18 protein-coding genes are annotated in these 19,493 nt (G+C 73.5%); 13 read left to right on the top strand and 5 right to left on the bottom strand.

Annotation, left to right across the window (positions count from 1 at the left end; all coding sequences use genetic code 11):
* Nucleotides 1-101: 101 nt before the first annotated feature.
* From FHU28_RS06810 to FHU28_RS06830, 5 genes are all read left to right on the top strand, one after another.
* Nucleotides 102-1,289: an ABC transporter permease gene (locus tag FHU28_RS06810; protein ID WP_376700859.1), complete on the top strand. Its 1,188-nt coding sequence runs from the start codon at nucleotides 102-104 to the stop codon at nucleotides 1,287-1,289.
* A gap of 2 nt (nucleotides 1,290-1,291) precedes the next feature.
* Nucleotides 1,292-2,572 (top strand): ABC transporter permease, encoded by a 1,281-nt coding sequence (locus tag FHU28_RS06815; RefSeq protein ID WP_184681956.1) that lies wholly within the window; start codon nucleotides 1,292-1,294, stop codon nucleotides 2,570-2,572.
* Nucleotides 2,573-2,675: 103 nt separating this feature from the next.
* Nucleotides 2,676-3,377 carry a cytidine deaminase gene (locus FHU28_RS06820; protein WP_184681958.1) on the top strand — a complete coding sequence of 234 codons (702 nt, stop codon included), beginning with the start codon at nucleotides 2,676-2,678 and terminating at the stop codon, nucleotides 3,375-3,377.
* A gap of 145 nt (nucleotides 3,378-3,522) precedes the next feature.
* On the top strand, nucleotides 3,523-4,803 hold the full coding sequence (locus tag FHU28_RS06825) for a thymidine phosphorylase (protein WP_184681960.1): 1,281 nt from the start codon (nucleotides 3,523-3,525) through the stop codon (nucleotides 4,801-4,803).
* An 88-nt stretch (nucleotides 4,804-4,891) separates the two neighbouring features.
* Nucleotides 4,892-5,572, top strand: a complete 681-nt coding sequence (locus FHU28_RS06830; protein WP_184681962.1) for a DUF4272 domain-containing protein — start codon at nucleotides 4,892-4,894, stop codon at nucleotides 5,570-5,572.
* A 6-nt stretch (nucleotides 5,573-5,578) separates the two neighbouring features.
* Here the strand turns inward: FHU28_RS06830 and FHU28_RS06835 are convergent, their stop codons facing one another.
* Both FHU28_RS06835 and FHU28_RS06840 read right to left on the bottom strand, forming a co-directional pair.
* A complete protein-coding gene (locus tag FHU28_RS06835; RefSeq protein ID WP_184681964.1) occupies nucleotides 5,579-6,430 on the bottom strand; it encodes a putative RNA methyltransferase in 852 nt (283 codons plus the stop codon).
* Between the two features lie 3 nt (nucleotides 6,431-6,433).
* Nucleotides 6,434-6,919: a MarR family winged helix-turn-helix transcriptional regulator gene (locus FHU28_RS06840; RefSeq protein ID WP_184681966.1), complete on the bottom strand. Its 486-nt coding sequence runs from the start codon at nucleotides 6,917-6,919 to the stop codon at nucleotides 6,434-6,436.
* A gap of 57 nt (nucleotides 6,920-6,976) precedes the next feature.
* On the opposite strand from FHU28_RS06840, the gene yczE reads away from it, so the two are divergent.
* The 4 genes from yczE to FHU28_RS06860 are packed head-to-tail and all read left to right on the top strand — an operon-like array spanning nucleotide 6,977 to nucleotide 9,698.
* On the top strand, nucleotides 6,977-7,603 hold the full coding sequence (yczE, locus tag FHU28_RS06845) for a membrane protein YczE (RefSeq protein WP_184681968.1): 627 nt from the start codon (nucleotides 6,977-6,979) through the stop codon (nucleotides 7,601-7,603).
* Complete coding sequence (locus FHU28_RS06850; RefSeq protein ID WP_184681970.1) at nucleotides 7,591-8,160, top strand: NADPH-dependent FMN reductase; 570 nt, start codon at nucleotides 7,591-7,593, stop codon at nucleotides 8,158-8,160. Before yczE ends, FHU28_RS06850 begins: the two co-directional genes overlap by 13 nt.
* The gene (locus tag FHU28_RS06855) at nucleotides 8,157-8,570 is read left to right on the top strand and encodes a PPOX class F420-dependent oxidoreductase (protein WP_184681972.1); all 414 of its coding nucleotides are present in this window, start codon (nucleotides 8,157-8,159) and stop codon (nucleotides 8,568-8,570) included. The genes FHU28_RS06850 and FHU28_RS06855 overlap by 4 nt, the downstream gene beginning before the upstream one ends.
* A 51-nt stretch (nucleotides 8,571-8,621) precedes the next feature.
* On the top strand, nucleotides 8,622-9,698 hold the full coding sequence (locus tag FHU28_RS06860) for an adenosine deaminase (protein ID WP_184681974.1): 1,077 nt from the start codon (nucleotides 8,622-8,624) through the stop codon (nucleotides 9,696-9,698).
* Here FHU28_RS06860 and FHU28_RS06865 read toward each other — a convergent pair whose 3' ends face one another.
* On the bottom strand, nucleotides 9,699-10,118 hold the full coding sequence (locus FHU28_RS06865; RefSeq protein ID WP_260412854.1) for a hypothetical protein: 420 nt from the start codon (nucleotides 10,116-10,118) through the stop codon (nucleotides 9,699-9,701). It lies immediately after the preceding gene.
* A 378-nt stretch (nucleotides 10,119-10,496) separates the two neighbouring features.
* On the opposite strand from FHU28_RS06865, the gene FHU28_RS06870 reads away from it, so the two are divergent.
* From FHU28_RS06870 to FHU28_RS06885, 4 genes are all read left to right on the top strand, one after another.
* On the top strand, nucleotides 10,497-14,123 hold the full coding sequence (locus tag FHU28_RS06870) for a sensor histidine kinase (protein ID WP_184681978.1): 3,627 nt from the start codon (nucleotides 10,497-10,499) through the stop codon (nucleotides 14,121-14,123).
* Nucleotides 14,120-14,524 (top strand): roadblock/LC7 domain-containing protein, encoded by a 405-nt coding sequence (locus FHU28_RS06875; protein WP_013283992.1) that lies wholly within the window; start codon nucleotides 14,120-14,122, stop codon nucleotides 14,522-14,524. The genes FHU28_RS06870 and FHU28_RS06875 overlap by 4 nt, the downstream gene beginning before the upstream one ends.
* Before the next feature lie 100 nt (nucleotides 14,525-14,624).
* A complete protein-coding gene (locus FHU28_RS06880; protein ID WP_184689318.1) occupies nucleotides 14,625-15,002 on the top strand; it encodes a DUF742 domain-containing protein in 378 nt (125 codons plus the stop codon).
* 1 nt (nucleotide 15,003) lies between these two features.
* Nucleotides 15,004-15,597: a GTP-binding protein gene (locus tag FHU28_RS06885; protein ID WP_030501201.1), complete on the top strand. Its 594-nt coding sequence runs from the start codon at nucleotides 15,004-15,006 to the stop codon at nucleotides 15,595-15,597.
* 122 nt (nucleotides 15,598-15,719) lie between these two features.
* Here the strand turns inward: FHU28_RS06885 and FHU28_RS06890 are convergent, their stop codons facing one another.
* Nucleotides 15,720-16,940 (bottom strand): ABC transporter substrate-binding protein, encoded by a 1,221-nt coding sequence (locus tag FHU28_RS06890; RefSeq protein WP_184681980.1) that lies wholly within the window; start codon nucleotides 16,938-16,940, stop codon nucleotides 15,720-15,722.
* 135 nt (nucleotides 16,941-17,075) lie between these two features.
* The gene (locus FHU28_RS06895) at nucleotides 17,076-19,487 is read right to left on the bottom strand and encodes a serine/threonine-protein kinase (RefSeq protein ID WP_184681983.1); all 2,412 of its coding nucleotides are present in this window, start codon (nucleotides 19,485-19,487) and stop codon (nucleotides 17,076-17,078) included.
* Nucleotides 19,488-19,493 lie beyond the last annotated feature (6 nt).

Below are 19,493 nucleotides of genomic sequence, written 5' to 3' on the forward strand. Positions count from 1 at the left end.
CCCGGGCGACGCCGACGCAGCCGGCCGGTGACCCCGAGCAGACGGTGCCGGCCACCGCGACCGCGAAGAAGCCGGCCCCGGCGGGAGAATCCCGCCCCGGCATGGGCCGGATGTTCCTGGACAACCTCTGGGCGGCCAACACGCTCACCGTGACAGTGCTCGCGGTGCTGCTGGCCATGGTGGTCGGCGCGGTGCTGATCATCGTGTCCGACCCGGAGGTGCTGGCCACCTACAGCTACATCACGGCTCGCCCCTCGGACGCGCTGAACGCGAGCTGGACGGTGGTCAGCGAGGCGTACGCGAACCTGTTCAAGGGCGCGATCTTCGACCCGGACGCGGTCGGCTTCACCGCCGTCATGAGCCCGATCTCGGAGACGCTCACCTACGCCGCGCCGCTCGTCTTCACCGGCCTGTCGGTGGCGCTCGCCTTCCGGGGCGGCCTGTTCAACATCGGCGCCCAGGGTCAGGCGACGATCGCCGTCATCCTGGCCGCCGTGGCCGGCTTCGCGCTGCCGCTGCCGCCCGTCGTGCACCTGCTGGTGGCGCTGATCGCGGGCGCGCTCGGCGGCGCGCTCTGGGGCTTCATCCCCGGCATCCTCAAGGCCCGGGCCGGCGCGCACGAGGTGATCAACACGATCATGCTCAACTACGTGGCGGTCTACTTCCTGTCCTGGATCATCGTCCAGAACGGGGTGCAGAACCCGAACCGGTCGGACGCGATCAGCAAGCCGGTCGACTCCACCGCGCAGCTGCCCCGCCTGCTCGGCGAGGACCTGCGGGTGCACGCCGGCATCCTGCTCGCGGTGGCGGCCACCTGGTTCATCGCCTGGCTGCTCAACCGCTCCACGCTCGGCTTCGAGCTGCGGGCGGTGGGCGCGAACCCGGACGCGGCCCGGACCGCCGGCATCAGCGTGACCAAGACGTACGTGCTGGTGATGGTGATCGCGGGCATGCTGGCCGGTCTGGGCGGCTCGACCATGGTGCTCGGCACCACTGCCAACGCGCTGACCCCGCTGGTGATCGCGCAGATCGGCTTCGACGGCATCCTGGTCGCGCTGCTCGGGCGTGTGAAGCCGTGGGGCGTGCTGCTGGCCGCGCTGCTGTTCGGCGCGCTCCAGGCCGGCGGCAACCGGATGCAGTCGTACTCCGGCATCTCGCTGGAACTGGTCACCGTGCTCCAGGCGCTCATCGTCATCTTCATCGCCGCGCCTGCCCTGGTGAAGACGATCTTCCAGCTCCGGGCGGCCCGCGCCGCCCGGTTGCAGACGAGCCTCGCGAAGGGCTGGTGAGCATGTCCACCACCGCTGTCCCCGAGGTCGCCGTTACCGCGGTCGACGAGGGTTTCTGGACCCGGAACCGCAAGATCGGCGTGGTCCTGCTGGCGCTCGGCGTGCTCGCGGCGGTGCTGTTCGGCGCGCTCGCGACCAGTCAGCACGCGCGGTTCACGCTCAGCGAGACCGAGGGCGGCGCCGCCCTGGAGATCAACGGTACGGTCGGCGCGATCCTGTTCGGGCTGATCACCGCCGCGACCGGAGGCGCGCTGCTGGCCGGCGTGCACAAGCGCTGGTTCTCGCTGCTGCTCGGCGCCGGGCTGGTCGCCTTCGTGCTGAGCTTCCTGTGCTGGCAGGTCTCCGCCGCGCCCGAGGGCCGCAACTTCATGCCGCTGGTCAACGTCGTACGCGGCACGTTCATCCTGGCCCTGCCGCTGATCTTCGGCGCGCTCGCCGGTGTGCTCTGCGAGCGCTCCGGCGTGGTGAACGTGGCGATCGAGGGCCAGCTCCTGATGGGCGCGTTCTCCGGCGCGCTGTTCGGCAGCATGTCCGGCAGCGTCTGGGTGGGCCTGGTGGCCGCCGCCATCGGCGGCGCGTTCATCTCGTTCCTGCTGGCCGTGTTCTCCATCCGCTACCTGGTCGACCAGGTGGTTATGGGCATCGTGCTCAACCTGCTCGCGGTCGGCATCACCGGCTTCCTCTACGAGCGGCTGATGCAGACCGACGCGGCGAAGTACAACAGCGCGCCCCGGTTCGGCAACTGGGAGATCCCGCTGCTGTCCGACATCCCGCTGATCGGTCCGGCGCTGTTCCGGGGCAACATCTTCCTCTACCTCGGCCTGCTGCTGGTGCTGGTCATCCACCTGGCGCTGTTCCGTACCCGGTGGGGGCTGCGGACCCGGTCGGTCGGCGAGCACCCGACCGCCGCCGACACGCTGGGCGTGAAGGTGCTGCGGCTGCGCTACCGCAACGTGATCCTGGCCGGTCTGGTGGCCGGCGTCGGCGGCGCCTCGTACACGCTGGCGCTCTACTCGTTCACCAAGAACATGATCGGCGGTAAGGGCTTCATCGCCCTGGCCGCGCTGATCTTCGGCCGGTGGAGCCCGACCGGCGCGCTGCTCGCGGCGCTCTTCTTCGGCTTCGCCGACCAGCTCGCCACCTACCTGGGCGCGATCGGCAGCAGCATCCCGAGCCAGTTCCTGGCGATGCTGCCCTACCTGGCGACGATCCTGGCCGTGGCCGGGCTGGTCGGCAAGGTCCGGGCGCCGGCCGCCGACGGCAAGCCGTACATCAAGGGCTGACCGCCCGCCGCGACACCGTGCCCGGCGGGGCGACCCGCCGGGCATCGTCGTCTCCGGCCGTGCCGCGACCGATCGGCGTGAATTGGGCAGAATGGGAGTCGTGATGGAGATCGACTGGGAAGGGCTGCGCGCCGCCGCCACCGAAGTCATGCGGCACGCCTACGTGCCGTACTCGAAGTTCCCGGTGGGCGCCGCCGCGCTCGTCGACGACGGCCGCGTCGTGGTCGGCTGCAACGTGGAGAACGCCGGATACGGCGTCACGCTCTGCGCCGAGTGCGGCGTGGTCTCGCAACTGCACGCGACCGGCGGCGGCCGGATCGTGGCGCTGTCCTGCGTCGACGCCACCGGTGAGCCGCTGATGCCGTGCGGCCGGTGCCGGCAGCTGCTGTGGGAGCAGGGCGGGCCGGAGTGCCTGGTCGAGGCGAAGGGCGGGCCGCTGCGGATGGCCGAGCTGCTGCCGCACGCCTTCGACGTGGCCGACATCGAGGCGGTGACCGGCGAGCACCCGGTGCCTGTGGTGCCGGACCGGCTGGCGGCCTGGCGGGGCCGGGGCACCGTGTTCGTGCACCCGGACCTCTCGGCCGGGCAGCAGGTCTGGACGGCGTACTGGGAGCGGTCCTCCGGCGGCGCCGAGGACGCCGAGACCGGCGTGCTGGAGGAGGGCTCGACCTGGGACGACACGGCGAGCGCGATCGAGTGGGGGCTGGCGCGAACGCCGCGCGTGGTGGTGGTGGACGCGTCCGGCACGGTCTTCTGGGCTGGTGAGGGTGAGCCTCCTACGGAGATTCCGGTTCGCTGGGGTTGAGGTTGTGGGCCGGGGCCGACCGTGCCCGGCTCCGGGCGGTCAGGCTTGATCCCTCCGCCGGGCACGGTCGGCCCCGGCCCGACGTGGTCGCCGTTCGCGCGGGTGTGACCGCGGCGATTGTTGATCTATTGATGGGAACTCAAAGGTGAGTGCTTTTACGGCGGTTGACGTCATTCGGGCCAAGCGGGACGGGGGTGTGCTGAGCGAGGGGCAGATCGACTGGGTGGTCGACGCGTACACGAAGGGTCTGGTCGCCGACGAGCAGATGTCCGCGCTGGCCATGGCGATCCTGCTGCGCGGCATGACCGCGCCGGAGATCGCCCGGTGGACCGCCGCCATGATCGCCAGCGGCGAGCGGCTCGACCTGTCGCCGGTGGCCCGGCCGACAGTCGACAAGCACTCCACCGGCGGCGTCGGTGACAAGATCACCCTGCCGTTGACCCCGCTGGTGGCCGCGTGCGGCGCGGCCGTCCCGCAGCTGTCCGGCCGGGGCCTGGGCCACACCGGCGGCACGCTGGACAAGCTGGAGTCGATCCCGGGCTGGCGGGCGGCGCTCACCAACGACGAGTTCATCGCCCAGCTCCGCGACGTGGGCGCGGTGATCTGCGCGGCCGGCGACGGGCTCGCCCCGGCCGACCGCAAGCTGTACGCGCTGCGCGACGTCACCGGCACCGTCGAGGCGATCCCGCTGATCGCCAGCTCGATCATGAGCAAGAAGATCGCCGAGGGCACCGGCGCGCTGGTGCTCGACGTGAAGGTCGGCTCCGGCGCGTTCATGAAGAACGCCGGCGACGCCCGCGAGCTGGCCCGCACCATGGTCGAGCTGGGCGGCGCGCACGGCGTCCGGACTGTCGCCCTGCTCACCGACATGTCCACGCCGCTCGGCCTGGCCGTCGGCAACGCGGTCGAGGTGACCGAGTCGGTGGAGGTGCTCGCCGGTGGCGGCCCGGCCGACGTGGTGGAGCTGACGCTGGCGCTGGCCCGGGAGATGCTCCACGCGGCCGGGCTGCCGGACGCCGACCCGGAGGCGGCGCTGCGGGACGGCCGGGCGATGGACTCCTGGCGCACGATGATCCGGGCGCAGGGCGGCGACCCGGACGCGCCGATGCCCACGGCGAACGAGGTCGAGGTGGTAACCGCGGCCGAGGACGGCTGGGTCGCGGAGATGGACGCGTACGCGATCGGGGTGGCCGCCTGGCGGCTCGGCGCCGGCCGGGCCCGCAAGGAGGACCCGGTGAGCATCCCGTCCGGCGTGGTGCTGCACAAGCGCCGCGGTGACCGGGTACGTGTCGGCGACCCGCTGTTCGAGCTGCGCGCCGAGCACGCCGAGCGGATCCCGGCCGCGCTGGCCGAGGCGCGCGAGGCGGTGCGGATCGCGCCGGACGCGCCGGAGGCGACGCCGCTCGTCATCGAGCGGATCGGCTGAGGGCCATGGTGCCGGCCCGGTCGGAGTCGCTATCCTCCCAGGCCAGGGGGGACCGACCGGCGAGGACCCGAACAGACAGGGACTGACCGTGCGCGTACCCGCTCCCGACCCCCGGGCCGTCCGGGAGGCGAGCCTGGACGAGTTGTCCCGGCTGGGCCTCCCGCTGCCCCCGCCGCAGTTCCCGCTGGTCTGGGAGCCGGGCGACGAGATCGAGCTGCGTCCGACACCGGAGATCGAGGCCCGGATCGCGGTGCTGCACGTGATCCTGGCCCGCTGCTTCGGCATGCCGGCGCAGGCGGCGACGAGCTGGCTGCTGGAGTCGCACCTGGTCGACTCGGTGACCCCGCCGGAGTGGCAGTTCGTGATGGGCGGCCGGGGCGACCACAGGTCGTTCGTGCTGCACCACGACGCGCTGTTCTCGCTGGCCTGGGTGCTCGGGCTGGCCAAGGAGCTGGACCCGACGGTGCCGGTGGACGAGCGGCTGGTCGAGCGGATGCCGAACCTGGTCGCCGGGGAGACGTTCGGCCAGTGGCGGGCCCGGATCCTGGCCGCGCCGCAACACCCCGGGGACGCCGCCGCGTTGCTCGACCTGCACTACTGCCTGGACTGGGCGTACCTGGAGACCGAAGAGGCCGGGCGCGCGCTGCCGGGGCTGGTGGACGCCAACGCGATCGGCCAGCGGCGGTGGGCGCTGGAGTGGGCGGTGGTGCTGCGCGGGCCGTACCACGACGAGCCGCCGGGCTGGGAAGAGGTCGACCTGTCCACCTGAGCCGGGTCAGCGCGGGCGGTGCACGCCGAGCCGGACCGAGAGCGTGACCGAAACAGGCTCGGGCAGCGCGGCGATGCGCACGCCGAGCCGTTCCGGCTCGGCGTGCCAGGCGCTCGGTCCCATCCCGACGAGCGTGGTGACCTCGGCGCGGGTGAGCATCAGCCGGGCCCGGTGCCCGGTTGCGGACTCCTCGCTGAAGTGGGCGCCGAGGCTGCCCGCGACCCGGTCGGCCTTCGCCGGGTCCACCCGCAGCAGGCCCAGCGCCTCGACCAGTTCGGCAAGGTGGTCGGCGGCCGGGGTGACGACGAGCAACGCGCCGCCGGGGTCGAGCACCCGGTGGAACTCCGGGCCGTTGCGTGGCGCGAACACGTTCAGCAGCACGGTCACCGACCGGTCGGCCAGCGGCAGGCGCTGCCAGGTGTCGGCGAGCGCGGCGGCGGCCCGCGGATGGGCGCGGGCCGCGCGGCGCAGCGCCGGCTTGGAGACGTCCAGGGCCAGGCCGGCGGCGTCCGGCAGCGCCGCCAGCACCGCCGCGAGGTAGTGCCCGGTCCCGGCGCCGGGTTCCACCACCAGGGGGTACGGGTCGAAGCCCGCGACGCGGACCGCGGTGTCGGCGAGCGCGGCGGCGACCGTGTCGTAGTGGCCGGCGGCGAGGAAGTCGGCGCGGGCGGCGACCATGTCGGCGCTGTCCCCGGTGTGCGGGGAGCGGCCGGCGAGCAGGTTGACGTACCCCTGCCGGGCCGTGTCGAAGCTGTGCCCGCGCGGGCAGCGCAGGGCGCGGGTGGTGCCGGCGGTGGTCCCGGTGAGCGGCTCGGCGCAGACCGGGCAGCGCAGCCGGGCCAGGACGCGGTCGTCCACGGCTCAGCCCTTCGCTTCCGGGTGGCCGGTGGGGCGGCCGGTGAGATGGTCGATCACCCGCTGGCTGAGCGTGCCGAGTGCGGACACCTCGGCCGGGGTGAGCCGGTCGATCAGGTGCCGGCGGACGGCCGCGACGTGTCCGGGCGCGGCGGCCTCGACGGCCTGGCGTCCGGCCGGGGTGAGCACGACGACCGAGCCGCGGCCGTCGGTGGCGCACTCCTCCCGGGTGACCAGGCCGCGTTGCTGCATCCGGGAGATGTGGTGGGACAGGCGGCTGCGGGACCAGAGCATCCGGTCGGCGAGTTCGCTGAGCCGTAGCCGCTGTTCGGGGGTCTCGGACAGGTCGCTGAGGACGTCGTAGTCCGGCTCGGAGAGACCGGCGTCCTGCATCAGTTCCCGGGCCAGTTCCAGGTCGAGCAGGCGGCGCATACGGCGGTAGCCGCGCCACGCGCGCTCCTCCTGTTCGTCCAGCCAGCGCGGTTCGTCCATGCGCCGATCCTACCGGTGTTGTTGACATGTCACCAAGTTGCGGTCTAGGTTGATGACATGTCAACCAAGATGCCGTCCCGGCTGGTGCGGCTGCTCGCCGGCTTGGCCCTGTTCGGCGTCAGCGTCGCGCTGATGGTCCGCGCCGACCTGGGGCTCGCGTCCTGGGACGTGCTGCACCAGGGCGTCGCCGACCGCACCGGCCTGCCGATGGGGCTCGTGGTCAACGGGGTGGCGCTGCTGGTGCTGCTGCTGTGGATCCCGCTACGGCAGCGTCCCGGCGTCGGCACGGTGGCGAACGTCGCGCTCGTCGGCGTGGCGCTCGACGCGACGCTGGCGGTGCTGCCGCCGCTCGAACCACTCGCCGGCCGCATCGGCCTGCTGGTCGCGGGCGTCGTGCTCAACGGCCTCGCCACCGCGCTCTACCTCGGCGCCCGGCTCGGCCCGGGCCCGCGCGACGGGCTGATGACCGGCCTGGCCGCCCGCGGCCTCCTGCTCGGCCCGGCGCGCACCGGGATCGAGGTGACAGTCCTGGCAGTCGGCTGGCTGCTCGGCGGCGCCCTCGGCCCTGGCACCCTGCTCTACGCGATCGCCATCGGGCCGATCGTCGCCTGGTTCGTCCCCCGACTCGCCGCGCCGTCCCCGGCCGCCACCCCGACAGGAGCCACCTCGCCATGCCCCGCCTGAACGTGATCGTCGCCAGCACCCGTCCCGGCCGGGCCGGCCGCCGCATCGGTGACTGGTTCACCGCCGCCGCCGTCCGCCACGCCGGCTTCGACGAGGTGCGCCTCCTCGACCTGGCCGAGGTCGGGCTGCCCTTCCACGACGAGCCGCACCACCCGTCCGAGCGGGTCTACCTGCACGAGCACACCCGCGCCTGGAGCGCCGAGATCGACGCCGGGGACGCCTTCGTCCTGGTGATGCCGGAGTACAACTACGGCTTCAGCGCGCCGCTGAAGAACGCGATCGACTACCTCTACCACGAGTGGCAGCACAAGCCGGTGGGCTTCGTCAGCTACGGCATGACCTCCGGCGGCCTGCGCGCGGTGCAGATGATCAAGCAGGTGGTGACCACGCTGAACATGACCCCGGTCAACGACGCGGTGGTCGTCTTCCTGCGGCAGGCGCTGGACGAGGCGGGCGAGCTGCGACCCGACCCGGCTCGCGAGGAGGCTGCCGCGCTCATGCTGGATCAGCTCGTCCGGCTCGCCGCCGCGCTCGCGCCGCTGCGGGTGACGGCGTGAGCGCGCGTCTGTGGGAGCTGTTCGGCGAGCGCGGGCGCGGGGTGCTCGTCACGCTGCGCCGGGACGGCCGCCCTCAGCTGTCCAACCTCGACTACCTGGCCGAGCCCGGCCTGATCCGCTGCTCGACCACCGACAACCGGGCGAAGGTGCGCAACCTGCGCCGCGACCCCCGGGCCAGCTTCCACGTGACCACCGCCGACGGCGGGGCGTACGCGGTCGCCGAGGGCACCGTGACGCTCACCCCGCCGGCCGCCGCCACCGACGACGCCACTGTCGAGGAGCTGGTCGAGGTCTACCGGCGCATCCGCGGCGAGCACCCCGACTGGGCCGACTACCGCGCCGCCATGGTGGCCGACGGCCGGGTGGTGCTCCGGCTGGCGGTGGAGCGGGTGTACGGCTGGCGGCCCTGAACCGGCCCGGTCCACCGCCGCGCCCCTGCCGGGGGTGACTAGGGTCGGAGCATGGTCGCAATCTCGTACGAGGACATCGTCAAGGTCCCGAAGGCGCTGCTGCACGATCACCTCGACGGCGGCCTGCGGCCCGCGACGATCGTCGAGCTGGCCGCCGAGGTCGGCCACGAACTGCCCACCACCGACCCGGCGGCGCTCGGTGTCTGGTTCACCGAGGCGGCGAACTCCGGCTCGCTGGAGCGTTACCTGGAGACGTTCGCGCACACGGTGGCGGTCATGCAGACCGCCGGCGCGTTGCGCCGGGTCGCCCGCGAGTGCGCGCTGGACCTGGCCGCCGACGGCGTGGTCTACGCCGAGGTGCGGTTCGCCCCGGAGCAGCACCTGGAGCAGAACCTGACGCTGGACGCGGTGGTCGACGCGGTGGTCACCGGGTTCCGGGAGGGCAGCGCGCTGGCCGCTGAGGCGGGCACCCCGATCCGGATCGGCACGCTGCTCACCGCGATGCGGCACGCCGCCCGCTCGCAGGAGATCGCCGAGCTGGCCGTGCGGCACCGCGACACCGGGGTGGTCGGCTTCGACATCGCCGGCGCCGAGGCGGGCTTCCCGCCCACCCGGCACCTGGACGCGTTCGAGTACCTCCAGCGGGAGAACTTCCACTTCACCATCCACGCCGGGGAGGCGTTCGGCCTGCCGTCGATCTGGCAGGCGATCCAGTGGTGCGGCGCCGATCGGCTCGGTCACGGCGTACGCATCGTCGACGACATCACCCCCGGCAACCCGCCGGTGCTGGGCCGACTGGCCGCGTACGTGCGGGACAAGCGCATCCCGCTGGAGCTGTGCCCGTCGTCGAACGTGCAGACCGGCGCGGCGGCCTCGATCGCCGACCACCCCATCGGCCTGCTGCGCGACCTGCGGTTCCGGGTGACCGTGAACACCGACAACCGGCTGATGAGCGGCACCTCGATGTCCCGGGAGATGGCGCTGCTGGTGGAGGCCTTCGGTTACGGCTGGAAGGAACTCCAGTGGTTCACCATCAACGCGATGAAGAGCGCGTTCATCCCGTTCGACGAGCGCCTGCGGATCATCGACGAGGTGATCAAGCCGGCGTACGCCGAGCTGATCGGCTGATCACGACTGGCGGGGGTGGCCGGAGAGCAGCGCGGCCACCCCGCGCAGCACCTGACCGGCCCGGGCCGCCTCGGCGCCCAGCCCGGTCTGCCGGCGCAGCACGGCCGGCTCGGCGCGCAGCAGCGCGACCCCGCGTCGCAGCAGCACCCGGGGCGCCTTGCGCTGCTCGGCGAGATCCCGGGCTAGGCGGCGCAGGAACGTCGCGCCGCGCGGGCGGCGCAGCGCGTACGCCCCGGCGAGCAGTCCCCGCCGCCGGCACTCGGCCACGATCTCGGCGGCAAAGATCCCCTCGGCGACAAAGATTGGCGATCCGTCGATGTCGAATGGCCGGGTGGCCACCCTGCGGTCCGCGCCGATCGCATAAACCGGCACTTCGGCCTTGCCCTCCCGGGCCAGTCGGGTGATTGTTTGCACCGCCATGTCCGCATCCCAGGACAGTGGGGACTCCCAATCCACCTGTCCGTTCCGACGTGGACACGTAGGGTCATCGCCGTCCTTGTAGAAGTCGTCCAGGCAGAGCACCGGAAGTCCGGTTCGCTGCGCTATGTATGACTTTCCTGACCCGGAAGGGCCAGCGAGCAGGACAACGCGATGCGGATGTTCCATTACCTTCAGTGACTCCGGCCAGACGGATTGCTATCAAATTGCATCAACATCTCATCACACCTCCGGTGAGGGACAACCTGGTCTTTCTCTTTGCGAGGCGGCGTGATGGAATCTCGGAGGTCCGACCCGCCGGGTCGGTCGCTCGGCGTTGCCCTCAGGCAGCGTCGGGCGCAGTAATGCGAGGGCGGTGACGTGAGCAAACGGCCAACGACGGCGGGCTCCTTCCTGTCGCGGCTGCGCCGGCCGATGAATCGGCTGCGCGACATGCCGATCTGGTCCAAGCTCGGTCTGATCATGATCGTGCCGACCATCGCCACGGTCGTGGTGGGCACCAGTGGTCTGGTCGACCATCTGGAGACGCTCAACAGTGCCAACCGGGCGGGGGATCTGGCCAACCTGATCGGCTACTCGGGTGACCTGGTCGACACCGTGCAGGACGAGCGGGTCGGCGCCGTGCTCTTCCTCGGCGCGAAGGAGTTCCAGACCCGGGCGCAGTACCAGGAGGGCTACAACCGGACCAACCAGCGGGTGGACCAGGCGAAGTCGCCCTACCTGCGGCAGCGTGGCGAGATCGACGACCTGCCCCGCAACTTCGTCGGGCTGCTCGACACGATCGACACCCAGCTGAAGGACCTCCCGGCGACCCGGAGCCAGGTGCTGAACGGCAAGCTCAAGATCAATGACGCCGACCAGGCGTACCGGCAGCTGATCGAGGACCTGCTGTCGATCCGCGACTCGGCCACCCAGCTCGCCGGTGACAACGACCTGAGCGACCGGATGCGCGCGGCCGGCGCGGTGGCCCGGCAGAAGGAATACCTGACCCAGCGCCGCGTGGTCGTCCACCAGGCGATCACCCAGAACCAGTACACCGCCGCGCTGCGCGAGCAGTTCATCGCCAGCGGCACCGGCCAGGCGCAGTCGCTCGCGACGTTCCAGGCGATCGCCACCGAGCCGGACAAGCTGTTCTACGACCAGACCGTCTCCGGGCCCGACCTGCGCAAGGCGGACCGCTTCACGAGTTTCATCTCCAGCAACAACAACGGCTCGATGGCGAACGCCCCGTTCGGCCCGGACCAGTGGGACCAGACCATGGTCGCCAACGCCAAGCTGATGCGCGGCGTGGAGTCCCGCCTCGACGGCAACGTGGTCCGGCAGGCCGACGCGCTGCGCTCGGACACCCAGCGCCAGGTGTTCCTGGAGACCGGCCTGCTGCTCACCATGCTGCTGCTGGCCATCCTCTTCGCGTACCTGGTCGCCCGCTCGATGGCCCGCTCGCTGCGCGACCTGCGCCAAGGTGCCCTGGCGGTGGCCCAGTACGGGCTGCCACAGGCGGTCGCCCGGCTACGCGACCCGCAGGTGACCGGCCAGCTCACCCCGGTGCAGCTGGCCAACCAGATCGCCGAGCCGCTGCCGGTGCGCAGCAAGGACGAGTTCGGCCAGGTGACCGAGGCGTTCAACGCCGTCCACCTGGAGGCCGTCCGGACCGCCGCCGAGCAGGCCGCCCTGCGGGCGTCGGTCGCCACCATGTTCGTCAACCTGGCCCGCCGCTCGCAGATCCTGGTCGACCGGCTGATCGGCCACCTCGACCGGCTGGAGCGCGGCGAGGAGGACCCGGACCGGCTCGCCGAGCTGTTCCAGCTCGACCACCTGGCCACCCGGATGCGCCGCAACGACGAGAACCTGCTGGTGCTCGCCGGCGCGGACTCCACGCGCGTGCAGCGCGAGCCCGCCGCTCTGATCGACGTGCTCCGCGCCGCCCAGTCCGAGGTCGAGCACTACACCCGGATCGAGTTCGGGGTGATCGACCGGGACATCGAGGTCGCCGCCCACGCGGTGAACGACCTCGTGCACCTGGTCGCCGAGCTGTTCGACAACGCGACCGCGTTCTCCCCGCCCGACTCCCAGGTCATGGTGGAGGCCCGCCGGGTCGGCGACCGCGCCTCGCTCTACGTGGAGGACCGGGGCATCGGCATCAGCCCGGAGCAGCTCCGTGACCTCAACGAGCGGCTGGCCACGCCGCCGCAGGTGGACGTCGCGGTCTCCCGGATGATGGGCCTGGTCGTGGTGGCGCGGCTGGCCGCCCGCCACGGCGTCCGGGTCGAGCTGCGACCGGGCACCGACCGGGGCACCGTCGCCGACGTCACGCTGCCCACCACGGTCCTGGTGCCGCGCGCCCTGGCCGGCCGCGGACAGCCGGGGCCGGCCCTTCCGGCCGCCGGTCCGCAGCAGAGCGGCCCGACCCCGGCCTTCGGCGCCCTGGCCGCCTTCGGCGGCAACCCGCAGAGCCTGCCGCCGGCCCCGCACCCGGGTGCCTCCGGCAACCAGGTCACGCTCGGCGGACGCGCCTTCGACCCGGCGCCGCGCAACGGCGCGGGCACCCCGGCGAACGCCGGTGGCGGTCGCGCCATGCCGGCCTGGTCCGACCTGACCGGGGCGAACCCGGGCGGCGGGGACGGCGGGTTCGGCTCCCGGCCCTCGTCCGGTTCCGGGTTCGAGCCGCTTCCCCAGCGGCGCAACCCGGCCGAGGGCGACCCGGGCACCAGCGGCCAGCAGCCGGCGATCCCACGCCAGCTGCCGAGCAGCCCCGAGGCGCGGCCCTACAGCCCGCCGCCGGTGTCGGCGCCGCCGCTGCCGCCGGTCTCCGGCGCCCCGGCCGCCGGGCAGGCGCTGCCGTACCGTCCGGTCTCGGCCGCCCCGGTCTCCGGTGACCCGTGGTCCGGCCGTCCGGTCTCGGCCGCCCCGGTCTCCGGTGACCCGTGGTCCGGCCGCCCGGTCTCCGCTGCGCCGGTTTCCGGCCAGCCCACGTCGGCCGTGCCGGTCTCCGGTCAGCCGACCGGTTACCAGGTATCCGCGCCGCCGGCGAACCAGCTGCCGGCGCGCCCGGTGACGCAGACGCCGATGCCGGGCGTGGGCGCGCCGCCGGTCTGGCCGCCGGTCGCGCCGCCTCCGGCCCCGGCCCCCGTGGTGCCGGAACGGCCCACCAGCGGCATGGACATGACCACCGAGCTGCCCCGGGTGCCGCGCACGGAAATGCCGGCCACCTCGCAGCCCGCGACCGGCCAGCCGCCCGCCACCCCGGCGACGAACCGGCCGGCCGCCACCCCGGCGGCCCGGCCGGGCCCGGCGCAGCAGCAGGGCAACCGCCAGCGGTACGCGGACGAGACGATGGAGCTGCCGATCTTCCGGGAGCTGGAGTCGGCGTGGTTCCGTACCCGCCGGCCCGGGCCCCACGAGGAGGCGGCGGCCCCGGCCCCGGCCCCGGCCGCGACGACGAACGGCGGCGCCGCCACCCAGCAGTTCGCCAAGGTGGACACCGCCGGCCGGCCGGTGCCGCAGCCGACACCCGCAACGACAGGTAACGCACCGATGGCACCCACTCCGACGGCCGGCGGAGCACCGCGTGACAACGGCGCGGCGAACGGGAACACCCGTCCCGCGTACGCCGGAGGGCTGCCCACCCGGCAGCCGACCGCGTCGCCGCAGTCCTCGCCCTGGCAGACCGCGGCCGACGACGGCTGGCGCGCCGCCTCGGCGGCCACCGAGGTGCCGGTCGCGGAAACCACCCAGAAGGGCCTGCCGAAGCGGAAGCCGATGGCCCAGCTCGTGCCCGGCAGCATCGACAAGCCTTCTGCCTCGGTGCAGCGGCGGACACCGGAGGGCGTCCGGGGTCTGCTCTCGGCCTACCATCGGGGCGTGCAGCGCGGGCGTAACACCGACAGCAACACGACCGGCCCGGAGGGCACTCCGGGCGGGCAGCAGTCCTCGCAGTCTGGCTCAGGCCCGGTGGCCGGGAGCGGGCAGAAGGAGCAACAAGGATGACTACTACGCAGGATCTCGGATGGCTGCTCGCCAACTTCGCCGACCGGGTGCCCGGTGTGGCGCACGCGGTCGCGGTCTCGGCCGACGGCCTGCTTCTCGCCTCGTCCCGTGACCTTCCGCGGGACCGCGCCGACCAGCTCGCCGCGATCGCGTCCGGTCTGGTCAGCCTGACCCAGGGCGCGGCCCGCTGCTTCGAGGGCGGAGCGGTGTTGCAGACAGTCGTCGAGATGGACAACGGTTTCCTGTTCCTGATGTCCATCTCCGACGGTTCGTCGTTCGCGGTGCTGGCGGCGCGGAGCTGCGACGTGGGTCAGGTCGGGTACGAGATGGCCCTGCTCGTGGACCGGGTGGGCGATGCCCTGACGCCACAGCCGCGTACGGCTGTGGGGATGATGGGCTGAATGACGCGCTGGCCGGTGGGTCAGGTGCGGGAACAACAACGACAGCGACGGATGTCACCGGGGCGAGCCGGTGCCGGGTACGAGGGAGGTGAGCGGCGACATGATGGATCGTGACGAGCCGACCGGCGCACTGGTCCGGCCGTACGCCGTCACCCGTGGTCGTACCCGTCCCCGGCTCGACATCGCCCTGGAGGCGCTCGTCGAGACGACGGTGCGCGGCCGAGCGGTTGCCACTGGCAATGGTGGCCACGGTCGTGAACACCAGTACATCGCCGCGTTGTGTGACGGACGTGTGCAGTCGCTCGCCGAAATCGCGGCGCGGATGCAGCTTCCGCTCGGCGTGGCCCGGGTGCTCATCGCCGACATGGCGACGGACGGCCTGGTCGCAGTCCACGAGCCGACCATCCTGGACGACTCCGACGACGCGATGGGCACTGAACTGCTGGAGAGGGTGCTGAGTGGACTTCGCAGGCTCTGACATGTCGCACCGGCCGCCGGCCCCGAGCGGGCGCGTGACGTCGGCGAAGATCGTTATCGCCGGTGGGTTCGGCGTCGGCAAGACGACGCTGGTCGGCTCGGTCTCGGAGATCACGCCGCTGACCACCGAGGCGATCATGACCTCCGCCGGTGTCGGCGTCGACGACACCCGGCAGGTGCCGGGCAAGACGACGACCACGGTGGCGATGGACTTCGGTCGTATCTCGATCGACCGTGACCTGATCCTGTACCTCTTCGGTACGCCGGGTCAGACGCGGTTCTGGTTCATGTGGGACGAGTTGGTCCGGGGTGCGATCGGCGCGGTGGTGCTGGTCGACACCCGGCGGCTCGCCGACTGCTTCGCCGCCATCGACTTCTTCGAGCACCGGCGGCTGCCGTACCTGGTGGCCATCAACTGCTTCGACGGCATGCAGTACCACGATCCGCAGGACGTCCGGGACGCGCTGGCGATCTCCCGCGACGTGCCGGTGGTGCCGTGCGACGCCCGTAACCGGGAGTCCACGAAGCACGTGCTCATCTCGCTCGTCGAGTACGTGCTCACCATGCGGCGCTCGCGGGCCGTCGCGCCCGCCTGACCGACGCGCGGAAGCGCCCGGCGGCCTGAGGCCACCGGGCGCTTCCTGCCGTCCGGGGTCGGACACGGTACGCGGTCGCCCGGTGACCCTCCAGGTAGGACGGTCGCCGGGCGGCGCCCCGGTCAGGCGTACCGGGTCCAGCTGCCCCGGTAGACCTGGTAGACGGCGAGCGAGTCGCGCTCCATGCCGCCGTGCCGCCCGGCGCTGAACGCGTACCCGCCCGCGATGCCCTCGACGGTCTGCGCCTGGAGCAGGGCCCGCAGCCGGCCCCGGTCCAGGCTCGTCGCCATCCGCGCCGACATGGCGAGGAGCTGGAGCGCGTCCGAGGCGTACGGGGCGAAGTCAGGGCTGCCGCCGTGCCGCTGCGTGTAGCGGTTGGCGAAGTCCCGCCGGGCCAGCTGCGCAGTGGTGGTGGCGATCGCCCCGGAGATGTCCAGACAGGCCGGGTGCACCGCGTACGCGCCCTCCACCGCGGCGGCGTTGGCGCCCTGCACGGTGTCGTCGGCGACCGCGCCGGCGTCGAAGAAGATCGGGCCGCGGTGCCCGGCGGCGCGGAGTTCCCGGGCCGCGGCGCCGGAGTCCGGCGCGGTGGCCCAGATGACCACTCCGTCCTCCGCGCCGCCCGTGACCCGGTCGGCGGCGGCGCGGAAGCGCCGGCCGGTCCCCGGCAGGCGGACCGTGCGGGCCAGGTCGGTGCTGCTGTCGGCCAGCGCGTCCCGCATCGCCCGCACACCCGAGTCGCCGTGCAGCCCGTCCGCGGCCAGCAGGGACACCCGCCGGACCCGCTTCGACTCGAACAGCTCCACCAGGCGGCCTGCCATGTCGACGGCGTCCGGGGTGAGCTTGTAGGTGAACGTGCGCTCGTCCAGCGGCAGCACGATGCGGTCACCGTAACCGAGCGACAGGAAGGGCGTCTTGACCCGCTGGGCGGCCGCAGCCAGGGCGGCGGAGGTCTCGCCGAGCACGCCGCCGATCAGCGCCTGCGCCCCGGCCCGGGTCAGGTCTGCGGCATGACGGGCCGCCACCTGAGGATTGCTGCCGTTGTCCAGGATCTGGAGCCGGACCGACCGGACCAGGTTGCCGACCGGGATGCCGGTGCGGTTGAGCGAGTCGGCGGTGAGCTGCAGGGCCTGCCGCTGGGCGACGCCGAGCACTGCCCCCGCGCCGGTCAGCTCCAGACTCGCGCCGACGATCAGGTCCTGGTCGCTCGGCGCGCTGCTGGACGGGCCGTCGTCCGGCCGCTGGCCCTGCGGCGCGCAACCCGCGAGCAGCAGGCTCCCGGCCGCGGCGGCGAGGACGCCCCGACGGGTGAGCACAGTGGAGTCGAACGCCGGTGTCGCCATTGGAATCGCCTTCCCACCCCGGCGATCAGGCGCCGCCGCTGGTCCGCCGGGTATGTTCCCGGCCGGTCCGACCCAGCGTCAAATCACCCGGGTGTGGGATGAAACACCCCAACTGCGGACTCAGCGAACCCCCGATCAGGAGCGGTAGCCGGCCGAGCGGTACTCGTACTCCCGGTCGTCCTCGCGGTCCCCGCTGTCGCGGGTGAAGTCCCAACCGCCGGCCGCCTCGCGGCCCGGACGGCCGCCCACGGCGAAGCCGCCGATCTCCTGGCCACGCCGCCAGCCCCGGAAGTATCCGGTGGTGTTCTCGGCGAGGCTCGCCGCGTTCCGGACGATCCGCAGGGGACGCTCCTCGCGCAGCGGAGAGCCCGGCACCAGGTTGGCCTGCGGCACCCGCTTCGGCAGGCCGGCCTTGGTCTCCGAGCCGACGGACGGGCGGGCGGCCTGCTCGGCCGCCTGCCAGCCGGTGTCCGCAGTGGTGGACCACTCCAGGTCGGCCTCGTCGCCGTGCCCGACGAACCAGGCGGACTTGGCCTGCGCGAAGATCAGCAGGTCGCCGTCGCCGTCGTCGGAGACCGGCGGCGGCCGGTGCTCCTTCGGCGCGGGACGCCGCTCGGGCAGGGCCGGAAGAGAGGCGCGGCTCGGGTCGCCATGGTCGACGAGGCGTAGCGGCGGCGTCTCCAGCCCCGGATCGGCCGGCCGGCTCATCTCGCCGAGCAGCGCCCGGTCGGCCAGCGGCGGAGGCTCCACCAGCCGCAGCATCGGCGGCTCCTGCGGGAGGTCGTCGGCGAGCCACGGCGGGGTGACCCGGCCCGGGTCGCTCGGCGCGTCCACGCCCCGCCCGTACGGGTAGGTGGTGCCCTCCCGCTCCCGGGCGGTGTCGTCCTCGTTGTTCACCAGCGGCCAGTTCGCCCGGGAGCCCGGTGGCGCGGCCTCCGGCGCCGGCGGGCGCGGAGCCGGCACCGGGATGCTCAGGTCGGTGGCGCTGAACCCGCCGGTCGGCGGTTCCTGGTGCTGATTGGTCTTGGGACGGGGCGGGATGACGGTGCGCTGCCGCTCCGCCCGCGCCTTGTTGATCGCCGCGGTGGTCAGCGTCGGGCGGAACGGCTCGCCGGCCTCGGCCGGTGGCACGGCGCCGCGCGGCGACGGGGCGATCGGGGTGATGCCGGGCGGCGGCGGGGGCGGCGCCGAGATCGGCCGGTTGGTGGGTCCGTCCACCCGCGACGGCAGCGGCGCGCCGGTCGGCTCGGGCCGGGACTGCGGTGCGGAGGCCGGGCGGCCCAGCGAGGCCGCCGGGGCCACGGGCGTCACCGGGGCCGGGGCGACCGGCGGAGGCGTGACCGGAGCGGGTGCGACGGGCGGCGGGGCGAGCGGCCGGGGCGTCGTCGTGGCGGCCGGGCCGGAGACCGGCTCGGGCCGGCCGCGGCGCCCGCCGGGAACCGGCTCCGGGCGGCCACGTCGCCCGGTCGGCTCGGGTGCGCCGGTCGGCTCGGGACGACCACGGTGGGACGCCGGCTCGGCGACCGGCTCGGGCTGGACCGGCCGCACCGCACGCAGGTCGGTGGCCGGGGACAGCTCGTCGACCTGCTCACCGCGTCGGGCGGCGGCCCGGCGGCCGATGGCGGGCGCGAGAGCGGGAGCGGTGCGTTCGGCGAGCGCGCCCACGAGCGCGTCGCATCCGGCGTCACAGGTCCGGACGGAGGCGACCGCCTGCCGTACCGTCTCGGCGACGGCGGCGGTGAGCGTCCGGTTGACGGTGGCCCGCCGGGGCGTCTCGGAGATGGCGACCCGCAACGCGGTCACCGCGTCGGAAACGGCGTCGGCGTCCGCCACACCCTCGGCGGCCAGATGGGCGACCACCGCGTCGGCGGTCAGCCCGCCGTCCCGGCCACGGGCCGCGGAACCGGTGAGCATCCCCGGCTCGGGCAGCGCGTCGAGAACCGCGAGGGCGACCCGGTCCGCCGGGTCCGGGTACGCGCGCAGCGCGGCCGGGTAGAGCTCGCGGAGCACCTCGCGCAGCGTCACCGCGGCCGAGTGGCGGCCGCTCGCGAGCGCCGCGTGCGCGGCCAGGACCTGCGTGTATCCGGCGAGTTCACGCGGCGCCGGGAGGGTCACCGCGGAGAGCGCGCCGGCCTGCAGCGCGCGGGCCAGCCCGACCGCGCGGCGCTCGGCGGGCGAGGACTGCATCTCCTCCAGGGAGTCGTCGTCGGCGAAGCGCTCGGCGAAGTCGTCGACCGAGTCGTCGTCGGCGATCGCCAGCGGACGGCCGGCGGCGCTCAGCAGCGAGGTGACGATGTGGTCGTCGCTGTCCGCCGCGATGGCCGCGCCGCTCGGACCGCCGGACCGCTCCACCAGCAGCGCGACCAGCTGGGCGTACCCGGCGGCCTCGTCCCCGATCTCACAGACGTGCAGCAGACGGCCTGCGTCGTCGACCACAGCGGACGTCAGCGTCGTTCCGGCCGAAGCCGTTCGGTCGGCCGGATCTGCCGAGGCCAGACCGCAGTACACGCGCACGAGCGCCACGGCGTCGTCCTCCTCCCGGGACACAGGTCT

The organism is Micromonospora echinospora (assembly GCF_014203425.1).
Taxonomy (GTDB): domain Bacteria; phylum Actinomycetota; class Actinomycetes; order Mycobacteriales; family Micromonosporaceae; genus Micromonospora; species Micromonospora echinospora_A.

Coding starts and splice junctions, on each gene's coding strand:
- FHU28_RS06810 (WP_376700859.1), top strand. CDS start 102: ATGGGCCGGATGTTCCTGGACAACCTCTGGGCGGCCAACACGCTCACC.
- FHU28_RS06815 (WP_184681956.1), top strand. CDS start 1,292: ATGTCCACCACCGCTGTCCCCGAGGTCGCCGTTACCGCGGTCGACGAG.
- FHU28_RS06820 (WP_184681958.1), top strand. CDS start 2,676: ATGGAGATCGACTGGGAAGGGCTGCGCGCCGCCGCCACCGAAGTCATG.
- FHU28_RS06840 (WP_184681966.1), bottom strand. CDS start 6,919: ATGGACGAACCGCGCTGGCTGGACGAACAGGAGGAGCGCGCGTGGCGC.
- yczE (WP_184681968.1), top strand. CDS start 6,977: ATGTCAACCAAGATGCCGTCCCGGCTGGTGCGGCTGCTCGCCGGCTTG.
- FHU28_RS06850 (WP_184681970.1), top strand. CDS start 7,591: ATGCCCCGCCTGAACGTGATCGTCGCCAGCACCCGTCCCGGCCGGGCC.
- FHU28_RS06860 (WP_184681974.1), top strand. CDS start 8,622: ATGGTCGCAATCTCGTACGAGGACATCGTCAAGGTCCCGAAGGCGCTG.
- FHU28_RS06865 (WP_260412854.1), bottom strand. CDS start 10,118: ATGGCGGTGCAAACAATCACCCGACTGGCCCGGGAGGGCAAGGCCGAA.
- FHU28_RS06875 (WP_013283992.1), top strand. CDS start 14,120: ATGACTACTACGCAGGATCTCGGATGGCTGCTCGCCAACTTCGCCGAC.
- FHU28_RS06880 (WP_184689318.1), top strand. CDS start 14,625: ATGATGGATCGTGACGAGCCGACCGGCGCACTGGTCCGGCCGTACGCC.
- FHU28_RS06885 (WP_030501201.1), top strand. CDS start 15,004: ATGTCGCACCGGCCGCCGGCCCCGAGCGGGCGCGTGACGTCGGCGAAG.
- FHU28_RS06890 (WP_184681980.1), bottom strand. CDS start 16,940: ATGGCGACACCGGCGTTCGACTCCACTGTGCTCACCCGTCGGGGCGTC.